Below are 20,032 nucleotides of genomic sequence, written 5' to 3'. Positions count from 1 at the left end.
CTAAAACCAATTAGCAGAGGTCACTAAATAATCCAACACATTTTTTAACCTAAAATTTTATTTATGAGAAAGTCTTTTAAACCAAGGCTATGTAAAGAGATTCTTTTTTTATGTATGCTGCTGCAGGCGATCAGTGGTTACGGACAGCAAAAACTTGTTGTTAGCGGAACTGTGTCCGATAAGCTTGCTCCGTTGGAAGGGGTTTCCGTTTTAGTACAGGGGACTCGTCAGGGAACTAAAACGGATGCAAAAGGTCAATACCAGCTCGAAACGACGCAAGGAGCAAGATTAAACTTTAAATTGATTGGCTATAGAGATACTACTATCATCGCTCAAAATGGTACTATCAATGTGCAACTGACAGAATCAGCACAGACCCTTAATGAAGTGGTGATCAGTTATGGAACACAGCAACGAAAAGAGGTAACAGGCGCTATTTCCCAAATTGAAGCAACGGAATTAAAGGATGTACCCGTTGGGCAATTTTCTCAAAAGCTGCAGGGTAGAATACCGGGCGTACAGATTAGTCAGACAACCGGTAGACCGGGACAGGGGATGGCAGTACGGATTAGGGGCTCCGCTTCTATGAATGCCGGCAATACACCCTTATATGTGGTGGATGGGCAACCGATCACAGGCGATATCAGTAATATCAACCCCGACGAAATTGAAAGTTTCTCTGTATTAAAAGATGCGTCTGCGACTTCCTTATACGGTTCAAGGGCGGCGAATGGCGTTGTGCTCGTCACCACAAAAAAAGGCAAAGGTGAAGGCATTAACGTGAATTTCTCGAGCTATGGAGGCGTTCAGTATGTGCCGCAGCGAGGAAGGCCTGATGTGATGAATGCGCGCGAATTTGCACAATGGCAGAAAAACTATTATGAGGATAAAATACGGTACGAGGATTGGGTAAACCCTGCAACCGGATTGGCCGAAATTCCAGACGATTATAAAAATCCAGAGCAATATGGGGCGGGTACTGATTGGTATGATATCCTATTAAGAGATGGTGCTCCTATTCAAAACTATTCATTATCGCTTACGGCCAATACAGAAAAATTTAGTTCCGCCGTCACGGCAGGGTACTTTAACCAACAGGGCGTGGTATTAAATACCGGTTATCAACGGTATTCGTTTCGAGCCAATAATGAGTTTCGGCCAAATGACAAATTAACATTGGGCTTCAATATCGCTCCTACTTTACAGTTAGATCATAATACCTTGAGTAACACAGATGGACAGCGACAAGTGATTGATGGATCGTTTATAACCAGTCCGATTTCACCTGCCATCAACCCAGATGGCTCACTACCTATTACCACCAATACTTTCGGTATGTTTCCGAATCCGAACTGGTATCGGGTACTAAAAGAAAAGCTAGATAATTATCGAAGAACACGGATATTAGGGAACGTATATGGAGAATTTAAGATATTAGAAGGCTTGAAATTTAAAACCAGAGCAGATTTTGATCTTGGTGCACAGACGCAACAGCTTTATGTCTCTTCTACTTCAGGGGGAGGTTTATTTGTGGCACCGCCGCAACGGGCAACAGGTCAATATAATACGGAGACGTATTATTCCTGGCTGAATGAAAATGTTTTTAGCTATAATAAATCGGTAGGTGATCATATATTTGATTTGCTGGCAGGTTATACGACGCAGAAGTATCGCCAAGAAAACAGTGCGATTGATAAAACGGATTTTCCAAATGATCAAATTCCATGGTTGGACGCTGGTGCGACAGTTACTGGTGCTGGAAGTAATACGGCTGCATGGTCGCTCGAATCCCTTATTGGTCGCTTAAATTATAGCTTTAAGGGAAGGTATCTACTCTCTGCTGCCATGAGAAGAGACGGTTCCTCTCGTTTTGGAAGTGATCGTAGGTGGGGGTCATTCCCTTCAGTATCCGTAGGATGGGTAGCCAGTGACGAAAATTTTCTAAAAGAGAGTGAAAAAATATCATTTTTAAAGTTAAGAGCGAGCTATGGTTTGGTCGGCAATAACAATATAGGAAATTACCGTTCCATTGCCATGATGTCACCTACAAATTACGTAATTGGCGGCTCACTAGCGCAAGGTTTATCCATTAATTCGTTGGGGAATCCCGCACTCGGATGGGAAACCACCAAACAATTGGATATAGGTTTTGAATTGGGCCTATTTGACGATCGTATTAGCCTTGTATATGATTATTATAATAAGAAAACAGACGGGATGCTCTATCCTGTCGAACTGCCTAGAGCATCTGGCTTTAGTTCTGTGTGGACCAATATCGGTACGTTTAAATTCTGGGGACATGAAATTGGGATTAGTTCTAAAAACCTGACAGGTGAATTTGTATGGAATACCGATTTTAATATCACCTTTAATAGAAATAAAGTGCTGAAATTAGGTACGAACGATACGCCAATAGGCGGCTATAATGATCAAGGAGATTTTAACCGCACGGCTGTTGGACACCCTATTGGCCAATTCTATGGATATGTGTATGATGGGGTATACATGACGCAAGAAGAGTTTGATACCCAACCAAAACATTCGTCTTCAGCAATTGGAACGGTAAGGATGAAAGATCTTAATGGCGACAATGTGATTGACAACAATGATCGTACTTTCATAGGTGACCCGAACCCCGACTTTATTTTTGGTTTAACAAATAACTTTCGTTACAAAGATTGGGACTTAAGCTTCTTAATTGCCGGATCTGTGGGCGGGCAAACCATGAATGCTACCTACGAAAATACAGAAAACCTGGATGCGGTATTCAATATGAGAAAAGAAATGTTAAACGTTTGGCGGTCTCCAGAAAATCCTGGTAATGGAGAGGTTCCAAGAACGTTGGCCGGTACGACAGCCTTGTTTCGATTTACCAATTCAAGATGGGTCTATAGCTCTACTTATGTTTCGCTCCGTAATGTTACATTAGGTCGAAACTTTACTATCGAAAATAATAAGTACCTAAAGAATATCCGAGCTTATTTAAGCATTCAAGAAGCATTGATGTTAACGAAATACCCAGGATTGAACCCGGAGGTGAGTGCAAGAGCGGAAGATCCATTAAGGCTTGGCATAGATCAAACTGCGTACCCCGTGCCGCGCACCTTTACGTTCGGAATAAATGTTGGATTTTAAAATATAGAATGTTATGAATCGGAATTTAATATATATAATGGTAGCGTTGATTACGCTAGCATCATGCAATAAAGACTTTTTAAGTCTGACGCCAGACTCAGAACCTAATGCAGATGATTTTTATGAAACAGCAGAACAGTTTCAACAGGCTGTTAATGGCGTTTATGAAACCTTAAGAACAACCGTTAATGAGAGCGGCTATTTAATGGGCGAAATGCGCTCAGACAATACACATTATGATTATTATCCACCCGATCGGGGAATTCATATTATTAGACGGGAAAACATCGATGATTTTTTGGACGATTCTCAAAATCAATGGACAAATGATTATTTTAATAACTGTTATGCAGGAATTGCACGTGCAAATACCATATTAGATCGCATTGAACAAGCAACCTTCGATCAGGCGGCTAAAGATCCAATTATCGGAGAGGCCAAATTCCTAAGGGCTTATTATTATTTTAATTTGGTACGTTATTTTGGAGGAGTACCACTTTATTTAAAAGAAGTACTAAAAGAAGCAGATGCATTTTTACCGCGGGCGACTGTTGATGAGGTATACAATACCATTATCAGCGACGCACAGGATGCGATAGCTAAATTGCCAGCTCCTGCCTTTCCTCAAAATGGCAGAGCCAACAAAGGATCTGCATCCACACTTTTAGCCGAGGTGTATATGACGAGGAAAGACTTTGCTTCCGCAGAACCTTTGCTAAGGTCGGTTAGTACGATGGGTTATTCATTGCTGCCTAACTATGCAGACGTATTCTTACCCAGCAACAAAAATAGTAGAGAATCTATTTTTGAAATACAATTTATGATGGGCGATCAAGGACAGCAAAGTATGTTCACGTATTGGTTTATACCTAAATCTACCAATGTGGAACTTATTACAGGTGTTACGTCGAATACCCTAAATTATGGAGGGTGGAATGTCCCAACCGACGATATGATGAACAGTTATGAGTCGGGAGATTCACGGAAAGATGCATCGGTTGGTATCGCAGAAGGGGTTGTTGGCGGAGACGGTAATTTTATTATTCAGGCAGTTAAAAGCAGTGAAGGCTACACCCTTCCCGCAGGGAAAGTAGCAAAACCTTTTGTGAAAAAATATCTACATACACATAGTAGAGAGCGTAATACAGATGATAACTGGCCAGTTTACAGGTATTCCGATGCGCTGCTGATGTTGGCGGAGTGTCTCAATGAAAATGGAAATGCAGGGGAGGCATTGGAATATATCAATCAGGTAAGAAAAAGGGCTGGAGCGAGCTTACAACCGGTTACTGCTTCAGGAAAGGAAGAGCTTGCCACAGCCATTGATCATGAAAGAAGGATAGAGTTGGCATATGAAAACCATCGGTGGCATGATTTGGTACGAACGGGTAAAGCGATTGAAATAATGAATGCGCACGGCGTGGCGATGAAACAGCAATATAACGTTATTGCAAGGAACGCTTATACGGTGAATGAAAATAGGCTGATCTTTCCTATCCCTTATTTAGAGATGCAATTAAATAATCAGTTAACACAAAATCCGGGGTATAATTGATTGCGGTTAATTTAAAGTCGAAGCTCATTTTATTATCAAAATTATATGAACCGTATTATTTTTTTCTTGAGTCTTTTTCTATCTGTAAAAATTGGGCCTGCACACGGCAGGCCCAATTTTCAACAGCTAACTGTTGAGCAAAAGGTAGCCCCCTTGGGGATTGATCTGGCCAACCCCCGGTTTGGATGGATCATTCATTCGCAGGAAAGAGGCTATAAACAGGCTGCTTGGCAAGTGCAGGTAGCTTCTACCTTACAATTATTGAAGCAAGGGAAGGGCGATGTCTGGGATTCGCAAAAAATATCAGGTGATAAACAAAGTTTCGTTGCCTTTCAAGGGAATGCGCTCCGTTCGGCGCAACGTTATTTTTGGCGGGTTAAAGTATGGAAGGACGATGGAACCGACTCAGGTTGGAGTGAACCATCGTCTTTTACAACGGGTATCTTGCAACCGAAAGAATGGGAAAATGCCAAGTGGATTGCTTACGAGATTCTTCCAAAAGAATTGCAGGTGATGCCCGGTGTGCATTTAAGTGGTGATCATCTAGGAGAGAAAGGAGTGAAAAGAGCCGTGATACCCTTGTTTCGTAAACCATTCGAATTGGATAAAGAAATTAAGCAGGCGCTACTGTTCGTTGCGGGATTAGGACAATATGAGGCGAGGTTAAACGGGGAAAAGGTTGGTGGCGATTTCCTGGCGCCGGGATGGACTAATTATGAGAAAAGATGCTTGTATAATACCTATGACGTAACCAAGCAGGTGAAGCAAGGCCAAAATACAATAGGGGCTATTGTGGGTACAGGCTTTATGTACATCAATCGGGAACGCTACAGAAAAATGGTGCGCGCTGAGGCTTTTCCAATGTTGCGTTTGAAGTTAATAGTTAATTACGCAGATGGTACTACTCAGGAGATTAATACGGATGAATCCTGGAAAACATCTCCCTCGCCCATAACATTTAGCAGTATCTACGGAGGCGAAGACTATGATGCAACGAAGGAACAGCTAGGATGGGACAACGTCACATTTAATGATGTTTCTTGGAAGAAAATAATTGTTACAGAAGGGCCTGGAGGTGAAATGTTCGCACAACAGGATTACCCTTTAAAAGTAATGCAGGCCTTTGATGTGAAGGAGAAAAAACAAGTAGCGAGTAACAAAATCCTTTATGATTTTGGTCAGAATGCTTCTGGTATTATCCGACTAAGGGTAAAAGGAAAGAAAGGTGATCGTGTAAAAATAGTCCCGGCAGAAGTGCTTGATGATAAAGGTATGCCGTATCAGAACGCTTCAGGTGGGCCATATTATTACGAATATATATTGAAGGGAGACAAAGAAGAATTTTGGGAGCCTCGTTTTACTTATTATGGATTCCGTTATGCGCTTGTGGAAATTGATGGCAAGGAAATGGCCGATCTGAATTTGCAGTTGCTACATACCAGAAATAGCGCTCCTACCATGGGAACATTCAGTTGCGCTAATCCACTTTTTAACCAGATTAATGAATTAATAAAATGGGGGATAAAAAGTAATCTTGCCAGTGTGGCTACTGATTGCCCGCATAGAGAAAAGCTGGGCTGGTTAGAGCAGACTCATTTAATTGGATCTTCTATGAAATATAATTTTGATATCTATCATTTATACAATAAGGTGGTTGATGATATGATGGAAGGCCAATTACCCAATGGTTTGGTTCCGGATATAGTACCGGAATATGTACCATTTGAAGGTGGATTTCGTGATTCTCCTGAGTGGGGTAGTGCCGCTATTATTATTCCGTGGTATTTATATCAATGGTATGGAGATAAACGCGTGCTGGAGAAAGCCTATCCTATGATGAAGAAATATATTGCTTATTTAGGTACAAAAGCTGACAACAATATCCTCTCGCATGGCTTGGGTGACTGGTTTGATCTAGGCCCAAAAGATCCAGGAGTATCTCAACTAACACCTATTGCTTTAACCGCTACAGCTACTTACTATTATGATGCCGATTTATTAAGTAAGATAGCGGTTACTTTAGATAAAAAGGAGGATGTTACTGCTTTTACTCAGTTAGCTACTAACATAAAAGATGCTTTTAATATGAAGTTTTTTGATAGCCAAAAAAATGTTTATGCCACGGGTAGCCAAACATCTTATAGCATGCCTTTATATATGGGGATAGTTGACGAAACAGCTAAAAATAAGGTTTCTACTAATCTCGTGAATTCGATTCGGGCGAACAATAAAGCACTTACCGCTGGCGATGTAGGGTATCGTTATCTACTAAGAGCTTTAGAAGAGGCAGATGCTTCGCAACTGATATACGAAATGAACAATAGAGCCGATGTACCAGGTTATGGTTATCAAATTAAACATGGTGCTACTGCGTTGACAGAGTCGTGGGCAGCCCTAAAATATGTTTCTAATAATCATATGATGCTTGGGCACTTGATGGAATGGTTTTATAGTGGCTTAGGGGGAATTAAGCAGCAGGAAGGCGATGTTGGATTTAAAAAGATCTTGATAGAGCCGGCAATAGTTGATGGTTTGGATTGGGTCAACGTGAGCTATCAATCTATTAATGGTGAGATTAAAGTGCATTGGCGTAAAGAAAATGGAAAAACGAATGTGAAAATCAGTATTCCTGCCAATACGGAAGCGCAGATCGTGCTACCGACTTTCAGTAAAATTTATGAAGGAAAGAAGGCGATTGAAAACAATAAATCGATAAAAAATATGGGTGAGATAAATGGCAAACATTTGCTGGAAACTCCTTCTGGGAACTATGAATTTACATTAATAAAATAGGCCGTTTTTTGAAAAGGTTATTATAACAAAGCTTTGTGCTTTATAAAACAACTATAATATGAAAAAACTAATAAAATATATATTGCATGTCTCATTGGTATTATGGACTGCCATTTCATTTGCGCAAGATCTTAAAAATAATAACACGTCTTTCAACTCACTTATGGATCAGTTTCAGCATCCAGGGAAGGCTTTTGGAAGTGCTCCACTGTGGGTTTGGAATGCCGATGTCAGCGAAGGGAAAATCGACACCATGCTTCAGGAATTTAAGAAGAATGCATTTGGTGGGGTGTTTGTACATCCACGACCGGGATTGATTACGCCTTATTTATCGGATAAATGGTTTTCACTTTATAAATATACAGTGGCTAAAGGAAAGGAATTGGGCTTAGACGTTTGGATCTATGACGAAAATTCATATCCAAGCGGTTTCGCTGGGGGGCATGTCCCTGAAGAAATGCCAAGTTCATACAATCAAGGACAGATGCTGAATCTAGAAAAGGCACAGGCTGTTCCAACAGATGATACAACGCTTTTTTTGGTGCTCCGAAAAACAGCTAGTGGTTTTGAATCCGTAGATTTTCGTGGCAAGACTACATTGGGAAACGGTAATTACTATTTATTTCGAAAAGACTACTATAGAAAGTCTCCTTGGTACGGCGGTTATTCTTACGTCGACTTGCTGGCCAAAGGCGTTACTGAAAAGTTTATTGATATTACCATGAACGGTTATGAAAAGAATTTTGGAAATGAGTTTGGACATACGGTACCCGGTGTTTTTACAGATGAACCCAACATAGAAGTGCAGGGAGAAAATAATATTCGGTGGACCCCTGATTTATTTGAAACCTTTCAAAAAAGATGGGGATATGACCTTCAGGAAAATTTGCCTTGCTTGTTTGAGGAGATAGGTGACTGGAAAAAAGTCCGCCATAATTATTACCAAGTGTTATTGCAGTTGTTTATAGATAGGTGGTCAAAACCTTGGCAGGCCTATACAGATAAAAAAAATCTCGAATGGACAGGCCATTATTGGGAGCATGGCTGGCCGAATCCTAATCATGGTGGCGATAATATGGCAATGTATGCCTGGCACCAACGACCTGCTATTGATATGCTGTTTAATCAGTTTGACGAAGAAAGCCCCAACGCTCAATTTGGTAACATACGATCGGTAAAAGAACTGGCAAGCGTAGCTAATCAATTAGGAAAACAGCGAACACTGAGTGAGACGTATGGCGGCGGCGGATGGGAACTGACTTTCCAGGATATGAAACGATTGGGAGATTGGCAATACGTGTTAGGGGTAAATACGCTCAATCAGCATCTGTCATACATGACCATGGTGGGCGCCAGAAAATACGATTATCCGCAGTCATTCTCTTATCACAACCCATGGTGGCCATACTACGATACATTAAATGAATATTTCGCCCGACTTTCATTGGCACTCTCTGCTGGTAAACAGCAAAATGATATCCTAATAATAGAGCCTACAACGTCCGCTTGGATGTATTCTACTTATCAGCAAGCAAATCCACGCCGACAGGAAATTGGACAAGCCTTTCAGTCGTACATAACCAAACTTGAAAAGGCACAGGTGGAATATGACCTAGGTTCCGAAAATATTATTAAAGATCATGCTTCAGTAGAGGGCAAGAAATTTATCGTGGGAGAACGTGCTTATTCGAAAGTTGTATTGCCCCCTGGAATCGAAAACCTTGATCAAAGAACCACTGAACTTTTATTGAAATTTGTTCAGCAGGGAGGAGCACTTATTACAGAAGAAGATGTTCAATATATAGATGGCGTGGAAGCGAAGGAAAAATTAAGGGCCATTAACGAAAAGAAAGCAAGAGATACTGACAGTGGAGTCTTCTGGGAGCATGCTTTTTCGACGGATAAAATACAGTTTCACCCGCATAATAAGTTGGGAGACTTATACCATCAAAGAAGGAGTTTAAGCGATGGTGAGCTTTTGTTTCTGGCTAATTCCAGTGTAGCGTCTTATGCAAGCGGAACAATTAACGTTCATGAAAAATATGTTTATCTGTTAGATTTAAATAAAGGAGAGGTATATAACTATCCTACTCGTGATTCTTCTGACCTTCATAAAATTGATTATAAAATTCCACCTGCAGGAAGTCTTCTACTTTTCTATACGAATACCAAGAAACAAGTATCAAAAGCTTTTACGGCAGAAGAAGAAAACAAATACGTGTCGATAGGGGCTACGAACGCGACAAAGGTTAAGTTCTTGGAACCAAATGTATTAACCCTGGATTTTTGTGATGTACATATAGGAGATACGTTGCTTAAAGATCAACAGGTATTTCATGCTTCAGACACTATATTTAAGCATTTTGGATTTATAGATGGAAATCCTTGGAATACATCTGTACAGTACAAAGATAATATCATTAAACGAGATACTTTTTCAAATGATGAAGGGTTTGAAGTAGAGTATCAATTCACTCTTCAAAAGGGAGTTGATAAACGTAGTCTTCAATTGGTGGTAGAACGGCCTTGGCTATGGGAGATCTATATCAATGAAAAAGTAGTACAAACCACTGGCGACTCTTGGTATTTGGATAAAGATTTTAAAAGAGTTGATATAGCTGAATGGGTAAAAGAAGGGAGAAATAAAATTAGCATCGTTGCTAAGAAGATGCGTGTATATGCAGAAGTAGAGCCAATTTATATTTTAGGTAATTTTAATTTAAAAAGTGCCGATAAAGGTTGGTCCATTACACCGTCAACTACTGCCCAAATAGGAAGTTGGAAAACAATGGGGAAACCTTTGTATGGTCAATCAGCAAGCTATTCTAAGACCTTTACCGCAAAAAAAGGTGAAAAGTACAAAATTCAATTAGGCAAGTGGGCAGGTACCGCTGCGTTATTGAAGGTTAACGGTAAATTAATTAATAATATCAGTTACCCACCCTACACCACTTTCTTAGAAGGGGTCAAGGAAGGAGAAAATACATTGGAAGTGATCATCGTTGGAAGCCTCAAAAATACATTAGGCCCCCACCATAACAAGCCTAAACCAGGTATGGTATCTCCTTGGCTTTGGAGGGGTGTGAAGAACTTTCCAAAAGGATTAGACTACGATGTGTATGATTATGGTTTATTTGAAGATTTTAGCATCCAGAAGGTAGTAGAATAATGCGAGAATCTGTTGATTTCTTAACTAGCTATTTCTTTATTAAATTATGCTGTTAAAAAAAAAATGGATAACTTGCTCCTGTTATCCAAACAAACCAATTTATTTCAAGCCTAGAAAACCATTACATTTTAATGGAATAAGGTGTATATATGAGCATAGAAAAGTATTTTCGATGCTTGAAGATCTTTTTGTTTTAAGCGCTGTTAATTCCATCAACAGGTACGAGCATTTCAAAAGAATAAAAATGTTCTAAGTTGGATTTATAAAATAGAATTATGGTAAAAAATGTTGAAACTTTAAACACAACAGGTCGTCGATCATTTTTAAAAAAATCAAGTTTAGCTATACTGGGTAGCACATTAGCCTATCATAATAGTTTAGCAACGCCTCTATTTGCAGCTAAAAAAAACACTTTAAAGGTTGGCTTGATTGGATGTGGAGGACGAGGGACAGGTGCCGCTGCGCAAGCGCTGCAGGCCGATCCGGATGTGATTATAACGGCCATGGGTGATGTTTTTGAAGATCGTTTAGAAGAGGCTTATGCTGCTCTTGTTGACGTTGGGGCCGATCGGGTTAAAGTGGAAAAAAAGAATAAATACATTGGTTTTGACGCTTATCAACAAGTGTTGGATTCAGGAGTAGATGTTGTTTTGCTCGCTACACCGCCAGGATTTCGACCTGACCACCTAACGGCAGCAGTCAAAGCAGGGAAGCATATTTTTTGTGAAAAGCCGGTTGCTGTTGATGCACCTGGTGTGCGCAAAGTTTTGGCAGCCGCAAAAATAGCAAGCGAAAAAAACCTTTCCTTGGTATCTGGGTTTTGCTTCCGCTATGATTTTTCAAATAGAGCGATTTTTGGAAAAATTTTGGAAGGGAATCTTGGCGAGGTTCGGTCGGTTTCTACTTTTCGAAATGGAGGAGAGCTTTGGACGAAGCCTCGCCAACCGGAATGGACGGAAATGACCAACCAAATGCGCAACTGGTACTATTACAACTGGCTTTCAGGTGATTTTATTGTGGAACAGTCAGTACATAGCATCGATATGATGTCTTGGGCAATGGGTGATGAGCTACCCATAAGAGCCACCGGGACAGGCGGAAGACAAGTGCGTGTGGATCCTGTTTACGGTAATATATTCGACCATTTCGCCATAGAATTTGAATATGAAAACGGGGCAAAAGGATTTCATTTTACACGGCAGCAAGCGGGGACATCTAATCGTAATAGTGTAGACGTACTGGGGACGGATGGAAATGCCATTATTAATATAGGTAGTAAGTATGAAATAACAGGTAAAAATAAATGGAGATATGATGGCAAAAAGAACAATATGTATCAAACACAACATGATGAGCTTTTTGCTGCTATTCGAGAAGGAAAGCCTATAAATGATGGCAAATGGATGGCAAATAGTACGATGTTAGCAATATGGGCACGTATGGCGGGCTATAGTGGGCAAACGATTAGCTGGGAGCAAGCCCTCAATTCGAATCAAGTCTTAGGCCCCAAAATAGAAGATTATGATTGGAATCTCCAATGGGAAGGTCCCGCAATAGCGATTCCAGGGAGCACCAAGTTTGTTTAGCATAAACCAAAATCGATCAAATGAGAACTGCACTAATATTCCTGGTGGCTCTAACGTTTAGGTATTTGTCCTACGCTCAAACGCCGATTGAATTCGGGAATGAACAGAAGCTGGATCAGCTAACTACTAACGCAAAGACGGACGCGAAGCCCATTAAATGGATCAATGTAAATACCGAGCCGGATACTTGGAACAAAAATAACGATTTGCTCATCTGCAAAGGAAAGCCCATTGGTGTGATGCGTTCTGAAAAATTATATGAGAATTTTATTTTACATGTAGAGTGGAAGCATATGGAAGCGGGCGGGAATTCGGGTGTATTTGTATGGAGTGATGCGAAACCTGATGTTGATAGTCGGCTGCCCGGAGGGGTGGAAGTACAAATGTTGGAACTAGATTGGGTTAATCAAAATCTACGTGACGGTGTAAAACCGCCCATTGCTTATGTACATGGGGAGCTTTTTGGTGTGGGTGGGATAACAACGGTGCCAGATAACCCGAGGGGTGATCGGAGTAAATCCATTGAAAATAGATGCAAGGGAAAGGGAGAGTGGAACACCTATGAAGTGGTTTGTGTAGACGGTACGATTAAACTTTCAGTGAATGGTAAATTTGTGAATGGAATAAGCCAATCGACCGCAAAAAAAGGGTACCTCTGCTTGGAATCAGAGGGTGCCGAAATTCATTTTCGTAACTTAAAAATAATTGAATTGCCATGAAATTTTTTGTAATTGTATTTTCTTTTTTACTGTTCTCAGCAACAGCATTTGCACAGAGGTCGCAACCTATTTTTAATGGTAAGGATCTATCGGGGTGGACTATCTACGGCACGGAAAAATGGTTCGTAAAAAATGGTGAGCTGGTATGTGAGAGCGGTCCAGACAAGGCCTATGGATACCTTGGTACAAAAAAGCCTTATAAGAACTTTGTGTTGGACCTTGATTTTAAACAAGAGGCAAATGGTAATAGTGGCGTGTTTATCCGATCAAGTATTGATGGCGTTGATATTACAGGTTGGCAGGTTGAAGTTGCTCCCCTAAATCATCACACCGGTGGGATTTATGAGTCTGGACCTGATGGAAGACAATGGCTAATAAAGCCAAAACCAGCAGATGAGGCCGTTTTAAAACAAGGGGAGTGGAATCATTTACGCATCAAAGCAGAGGGAGATGAGGTTACAAGCTGGCTTAATGGAAAGCAAATGGTTCATTTGAATGATGAGAAGATAGGGCTTGGAGAAGGATTTATTGCCTTGCAAATTCATAGCGGCGGCGGTATTAAAGTACGGTGGAAAGATATAAAGATTGAAGAGCTGAAAGAATAAATATAGGAGTTTATTGACTTTCCTGATTATAAGGATATGTAAACAAATAGGCTTGAGATAACATTTTCCAAGTTTGTTTATTCTCGGGTTAAAGGCAGCCTCCGGAGAATCGACTGATTACAGAGGATGGAATACCTATGACGAAGATGTTAAAAATAAATGCTATTTTTGTAGAAAGGCATTGGATATGTATACTGCAATTAAAGGAATATATGAAAATGGCGTTCTGAGGCTCCTGGAACCAGCCCCTAATATCAAAAGGGCCGAAGTGGTGATAACTTTTCTTAATGAAGAAAAGGCAACGGCAAAAAAGGCTAGAAGACCTGGGGGGCTCTTACGTTTGCAAAAGAATAAAGGTAAACATTTTGACATTCCTAGTGATTTCAACGACCCCATCGATGATCTGAAGGATTATATGTAATGGAAATATTAATCGATACGCAGATATTGATTTGGTTTCAACTGAACCACCCTAACCTTGGAAAAACTGCAGCAAAGCTAGTTACCGACCAGAACAATACGATATATGTCTCTGATGTTAGTCTCTATGAGATTGTGATCAAACAAACAGTAGGTAAACTGGCTGATTTTGATGTCGATATACAGGATATTATAACCACAGCTAAGGATGATGGCTTCAATTTCATCCCGATAAACCATGATGTTATTGCAGCTTACGTTGGTGTTCCCCTGCACGATGGACATCGTGATCCATTTGACCGATTAATTATTGCTACTGCAAAAAAGAACGGCCTGATACTTCTATCTGCAGACGAAAAATTTGAATTATACAAGGATTATGTCTCTTTGATCAAGAGATAGAACTTGTGGACTATACTATAAGATTTCTTCCCTAATCGTTCATAGCTTGGTCTAATCCCCTGCCTATCCACTGTAGATCCTTCTTTCATCCGCTTATAATAAAAGGCACTCTTTGCCTATTTATAGAGATTATCTGTAGGCTGTATAGAGAGTAGCTACACTGGAATAAGTATAGGATGGTAGGATGAGAGAACTATATTGAACAGACTTTAGCGGACTTAAAGGGACTTGAACGGACTTGAAGAGACTTTTAAGAGGGAATGGTTTGGATAAGAAGCTTTAAAAATTTAACTTTAATCTTATTAATTGCTTAACAAGCTAAGGGTAAATAAGGTCTAGCAATTTACGAATTTTTTATATGATAGTAAAAAGAAACGGCAATAAAAACGACCTAAACTATAACCTAAGCGAAAACAGTAAAAAATCGATTGAAGATTTCAAAACAGCGAATCGTCTAGCATCTATCATTTATGCTGTCTTCAAAAAACTATTGAAACGTAGTGCTAGCCGTAATCAGTACCAGCGTTTAAGTAAACTGATTATTAAAGTGATGCATAGCGGAGCTCCTGAATTTTTAGGAATACGTAAACTTCATCAGGGCAATATTGGCTTATTAAAAGGCTTTAGATTAAATCCTTATACCCTTTGGGATAGTATAATTCATTTTCAGCCTGTTATAGCTATTTCTCCTGAAGATCAAACGGTATGCATTCATCTTCCAGCAGTAAAAGCTAAAGATGTGGTTGTTCCTGCGCGCGCCTCTAAGCTGGTGTTGCAATTTGCCTGTTGTGAGGTAGATGCAGATAACAATAAACTGGATACACACCTTTCGGCTAAACTGATACTTCCATTGAAACAAGGAGATCAGATCAGTAATGCCAAGAAGATGACGATGCATTTGCCTGATATGGAAGGCAAAGTGTTATTGATTATATTGATCATCCAGATGTACTTGCAAGAAGGATATAAGGAAGATATGGGATATTCCCCAGCAGAATTTTTGTCAAACGACCGGAAATATTATGCTGGTGAGATTTTGGAAGCCAGTTATGTGAAAGATGGTCAGCTGGTTAAATATAACGGTAGTACAACTGATAAGATGAAAGAAATAGATGAATTGAATAACTGGGAAGAAGTTACATGGGAAGATGATTAATAACCGATACTTATTTAGTTAATTTTACCTTTAAAAAAATGAGTATCGGGAATTCTGTCTAAAACATTATTGCTAGGTAGAAGCTGTTCGTTAGCGATAAATCCGACCTTGAAATATCCGGATAGTAAAGGCTAAAAAGTAGCAGAATCTTTCAAAGGAGATTTCCAGTCGGGAGTTTTTGGTCACTTTTTGCGGGAAAAAGTGACAAGAAATTAAAAATAAAATCTTTGGGTATTAAACCAGATAATCATATTAAAAAAATAAAAAAAATGAAGAAATTACGTGTACTGGTGGTAGGATGTGGTAATATGGGCGCTTCGCATGCGATGGCCTATCATATGCTAGAAGGTTTTGAGATTTGTGGTTTGGTATCAACAGGAAAAAGTAAGGAAATACTGAACCAACAGTTAGGCGGGGGATATCAGCTATATAATAGTTATGAAGAGGCATTAACAACGACAAAACCGGATGCGGTTTGTATCTCAACTTATCCAGATACACATGAAAGTTTTGCTGTTACAGCTTTCGAGGCAGGCTGTCATGTTTTTGTAGAAAAGCCTTTAGCCGATACCGTGCTTGGGGCAGAAAGGGTTGTTGATGCCGCCAAAACAGCTGGGAAGAAATTAGTGGTGGGCTATATCTTACGCTATCACCCTTCATGGGAACGGTTCATCCAATTGGGGCAGACGATGGGTAAGCCATTGGTGATGCGTATGAATCTAAACCAGCAAAGTCATGGCAATATGTGGAATGTGCACCGTAACCTCATGAAAAGTTTAAGTCCAATTGTGGATTGTGGCGTGCATTACATCGATGTAATGTGCCAAATGACGGCTGCCAAACCTATACAGGTAAGTGCCATCGGCGCTCGATTAACAGATGAAATTCCCGTTGATAATTACAATTACGGACAGCTGCAAATTCGTTTTGAAGATGGTTCAGTCGGTTGGTATGAAGCAGGTTGGGGTCCGATGATTAGCCAAACGGCCTTTTTTGTAAAGGACGTTATAGGGCCGAAAGGCTCCGTATCGATTGTGGCAAAAGAGGCGAGTAAGGAGGGCAAATCGGATTCGGTAGCCTCGCATACGAAGACAGAGTCTTTGCGAGTACATTTAGCAGATATTGATCAAGAGGGGCAGTTCGTAAAGGAAGATACCTGGATAGATCTCCAGGATGAGCCCGATCATCAGGAATTATGTAACCGTGAGCAGCAATTTTTTCTGAGAGCAATATTGGAAGATCTTGATTTAACAAAACCAAATTTAGATGCCGTAAATAGTCTGCGCATCGCAATAGCATGCGATGAGTCCGTGCGAACAGGTAAGATTGTTAGTTTATAATAAATACCAGTTTTGATGTTGACGCAGGATAGTGCAGGACGGTCACACTTAAAAAGAACGTATAATTTAATAGCTTTGGTAAAATGTAATATGGCTATCAGATAAATTACCCAAAGCATCTGCTTCAAAGGATGTATAGGGTCGAAGGAAAAACTGTTTGGTAGCTTAAAATTGGCCTCAAAATATTCTGGTAGCACTATCTAAGTAACGGCAGAGGCTTTGTCAGAAGATTTTAAGCCAGAGTTTATGAATAAGTGTTAGCTTTCAAAGGAATTCATGAGATCGCTACGCTAAGTTTTGGTTACTTTTTGCGGGAAAAAGTAACACGGAATTGAATTAAAAGAGGTGTAGGTATAATAGCCGATTCTCATAAATATAATGCAAGAAAAACCTATCAATATGCTAAAGCTTTCCATTAAGTTAATTGTTCTTTGTACCTTTTTTATTTTTCAAGCCAAGATTTCATCGTCTCAAACGAAAGGGAACATCGTTGTTCAAAAAGTTGAGCATATAATAAATCCTATTGGCATTGATGTTCAACATCCACGGTTAAGTTGGTTATGGAATGATAGTCGTGAAGGCGTTTTTCAAACAGCCTATCAAGTGTATGTGGGAGAAGATTCCTTAAGTGTTTTAAAAGACGAAGGACAACAGTGGAGTACTGGAAAAGTTGCCTCAGATGCCAATTTGGTAAAGTATGCTGGCGGCGAGCTAAAACCTTTTAAGAAATATTATTGGCGGGTTGATCTTTGGGATCAATCGGGTAAAATTGTTAAGGGAGATGTAGCTTCTTTTGAGATGGGCATGATGAACCAGGAAAACTGGCAGGGGGCTTGGATATCAGATGATAGCGGTGTTGAAGTTAAGCCTGCGGCTTACTTCCGAAAGCAGTTTAATCCCTCAAAAAAAATAAAAACAGCACGCGCCTATATTGCGGTTGGCGGATTGTATGAATTATATTTAAATGGGAAAAAGGTCGGTAATCATCGACTTGATCCAGCATATACACGTTTTGATAGGAGAAATCTCTATGTAAGTTATGATGTGACCGAACAATTGCAGCAAGGTGATAATGCAATAGGCGTGTTATTAGGAAATGGTTGGTATAACCATCAGTCCACCGCTGTTTGGTTTTTTGATAAGGCTCCTTGGCGGGCAAGACCTACCTTCTGTTTAGACCTCAAGATTACTTATGAAGATGGAACAACGGAGACTATCATAACAGACAAAAGTTGGAAAACAAATCTAAGTCCGATCATCTTTAATAGTATTTATACGGCCGAGCATTACGACGCGCGATTAGAGCAACCAGGATGGGATACGCCCGGGTTCGATGGTAGCAAGTGGAAAGATGTCGTCCTTCGTGCCGCGCCCTCTCAGCATATTGTTTCACAGGTAATGCACCCGATAAGAAATGTGAAAAGGATAGAGGCAAAGAGTATGCAGAAACTAAATGATACTACTTATGTCTTTGACTTAGGTAGAAATATCGCTGGTGTAAGTGAGTTGAAGGTGAAGGGAAAAGAAGGAACGGTTGTACGCCTAAAACATGGCGAACGTCTCTATGATAACGGTCATGTTGATATTTCCAATATAGATCAACATTATCGCCCAACCGATGATAAAGATCCATTTCAAACGGATATACTCATATTAAATGGGAAAGGTGAAAATACCTTTATGCCTAAATTTAACTACAAAGGTTTTCAATATGTAGAGGTCACAAGCAGTGAGCCTGTAACGTTAAAACAGGAAAGTCTGATAGGCTATTTTATGCACAGCGATGTTCCGGTAATCGGTAAGATACAGGCTTCCAATCCGCTCATAAATAAAATTTGGGAAGCAACAAACAGTTCTTACCTATCCAACCTTTTTGGTTACCCTACTGACTGTCCGCAGCGGGAAAAAAATGGATGGACGGGTGATGCGCACATTGCCATAGAAACCGGCTTATATAGTTTTGATGGTATCACCATCTACGAAAAGTGGCTTGCTGATCATCGGGATGAGCAGCAGCCTAATGGCGTTTTGCCTTCTATTATACCAACCGGAGGTTGGGGTTATGAGTGGGGTAATGGTCCGGATTGGACGAGTACTATTGCCTTGATTCCTTGGAATGTGTACTTGTTTTATGGCGATAGTACCTTGCTACTAGATTCTTATGCGTCTATAAAAAAATATGTCAATCATATTGATGCGCTTTATCCAAGCGGACTAACAACATGGGGTTTGGGTGATTGGGTGCCTGTTAAATCCAAATCACCGGTGGAGCTTACCTCTTCTATTTATTATTACGCCGACGTACAAATTTTAAGTAAAACTGCTAAATTGTTTGGCAATCAGCAAGATTATGATAAGTATACTGCGCTGGCAAGCAAGATTAAAAATGCTATTAATCAAAAATATTTAAATAAAGAAACCGGTATATATGGAACGGGCTTGCAGACCGAATTAAGCATGCCTTTGTTCTGGGGTGTTGTACCAAATGAACTGATTGGAAAAGTTGCGAAAAATTTAGCCGACAGGGTAAGCACCGATAATTTTCATTTAGATGTGGGGCTTTTGGGTACCAAGTCTATATTAAACGCCTTAAGCGAAAATGGTTATGCAGACATGGCATATAAAATTGCCGCGCAAGAAGATTACCCATCTTGGGGCTGGTGGATAAAAAATGGCGCCACTACTTTATATGAGAATTGGAATATAGAATCGGCAAGCGATATTTCTATGAATCATATCATGTTTGGCGAGATAGGTGCCTGGCTTTACAAGGGCTTGGGAGGCATAAAGCCGGATCCAGAAAAACCTGGATTTAAAAATGTATTGATTGAACCTCATTTTGTGCCAGGCTTAGATAGCTTTGAAGCTTCACATATTGGTCCATACGGCGAGATTAAAACAGCCTGGAAGAGAAAAGGAAAAAAGGTTGTGTTAAACCTTACGATTCCTGCCAATAGCACGGCAACGTTGCTGTTACCTTCTCAAACACCGAAAGAAATAGTTGCAGGCACACATGTCATCGAATGGGAATAAGCATCGTTTTATAGAAAATGAAATTAAAAGGAACCACCACATGGTTCCTTTTAATTTTAAACAAGGTTTTTCCACTTAAAAAGCATGAATATTGAATAGCCATTGCTAAATGGAATTGA

12 protein-coding genes are annotated in these 20,032 nt (G+C 40.1%); all 12 read left to right on the top strand.

Going from position 1 to position 20,032, the window contains the following annotated elements:
* Positions 1–63: 63 nt before the first annotated feature.
* Positions 64–3,135 (top strand): SusC/RagA family TonB-linked outer membrane protein, encoded by a 3,072-nt coding sequence (locus BMY50_RS24945; protein ID WP_093331189.1) that lies wholly within the window; start codon positions 64–66, stop codon positions 3,133–3,135.
* A 13-nt stretch (positions 3,136–3,148) separates the two neighbouring features.
* Entirely contained in the window at positions 3,149–4,690 is a 1,542-nt protein-coding gene (locus tag BMY50_RS24940) for a RagB/SusD family nutrient uptake outer membrane protein (RefSeq protein WP_093331185.1), read from the top strand.
* Between the two features lie 45 nt (positions 4,691–4,735).
* Entirely contained in the window at positions 4,736–7,483 is a 2,748-nt protein-coding gene (locus BMY50_RS24935; RefSeq protein ID WP_093331179.1) for an alpha-L-rhamnosidase, read from the top strand.
* Positions 7,484–7,541: 58 nt separating this feature from the next.
* Positions 7,542–10,652, top strand: a complete 3,111-nt coding sequence (locus BMY50_RS24930; protein ID WP_093331176.1) for a glycosyl hydrolase — start codon at positions 7,542–7,544, stop codon at positions 10,650–10,652.
* 275 nt (positions 10,653–10,927) lie between these two features.
* Positions 10,928–12,238: a Gfo/Idh/MocA family protein gene (locus BMY50_RS24925; protein ID WP_093331173.1), complete on the top strand. Its 1,311-nt coding sequence runs from the start codon at positions 10,928–10,930 to the stop codon at positions 12,236–12,238.
* Between the two features lie 20 nt (positions 12,239–12,258).
* Complete coding sequence (locus tag BMY50_RS24920; protein WP_093331169.1) at positions 12,259–12,957, top strand: 3-keto-disaccharide hydrolase; 699 nt, start codon at positions 12,259–12,261, stop codon at positions 12,955–12,957.
* Entirely contained in the window at positions 12,954–13,562 is a 609-nt protein-coding gene (locus BMY50_RS24915) for a 3-keto-disaccharide hydrolase (RefSeq protein ID WP_093331166.1), read from the top strand. Before BMY50_RS24920 ends, BMY50_RS24915 begins: the two co-directional genes overlap by 4 nt.
* A 73-nt stretch (positions 13,563–13,635) precedes the next feature.
* Positions 13,636–13,983, top strand: a complete 348-nt coding sequence (locus tag BMY50_RS24910) for an antitoxin family protein (protein WP_093331164.1) — start codon at positions 13,636–13,638, stop codon at positions 13,981–13,983.
* Entirely contained in the window at positions 13,983–14,384 is a 402-nt protein-coding gene (locus tag BMY50_RS24905; RefSeq protein WP_093331161.1) for a type II toxin-antitoxin system VapC family toxin, read from the top strand. The genes BMY50_RS24910 and BMY50_RS24905 overlap by 1 nt, the downstream gene beginning before the upstream one ends.
* A 358-nt stretch (positions 14,385–14,742) precedes the next feature.
* Entirely contained in the window at positions 14,743–15,540 is a 798-nt protein-coding gene (locus BMY50_RS24900) for a hypothetical protein (RefSeq protein ID WP_093331158.1), read from the top strand.
* Positions 15,541–15,809: 269 nt separating this feature from the next.
* Positions 15,810–16,880: a Gfo/Idh/MocA family protein gene (locus BMY50_RS24895; protein WP_093331289.1), complete on the top strand. Its 1,071-nt coding sequence runs from the start codon at positions 15,810–15,812 to the stop codon at positions 16,878–16,880.
* 399 nt (positions 16,881–17,279) lie between these two features.
* The gene (locus BMY50_RS24890; RefSeq protein WP_238383883.1) at positions 17,280–19,913 is read left to right on the top strand and encodes a glycoside hydrolase family 78 protein; all 2,634 of its coding nucleotides are present in this window, start codon (positions 17,280–17,282) and stop codon (positions 19,911–19,913) included.
* The last annotated feature ends 119 nt before the right edge of the window (positions 19,914–20,032 follow it).

This window comes from Olivibacter domesticus, from assembly GCF_900109575.1.
Taxonomy (GTDB): Bacteria; Bacteroidota; Bacteroidia; order Sphingobacteriales; family Sphingobacteriaceae; genus Olivibacter; species Olivibacter domesticus.
The sequence above is the reverse complement of the archived record's forward strand: the minus strand, read 5'-3'. Positions and strand labels throughout refer to the sequence as shown.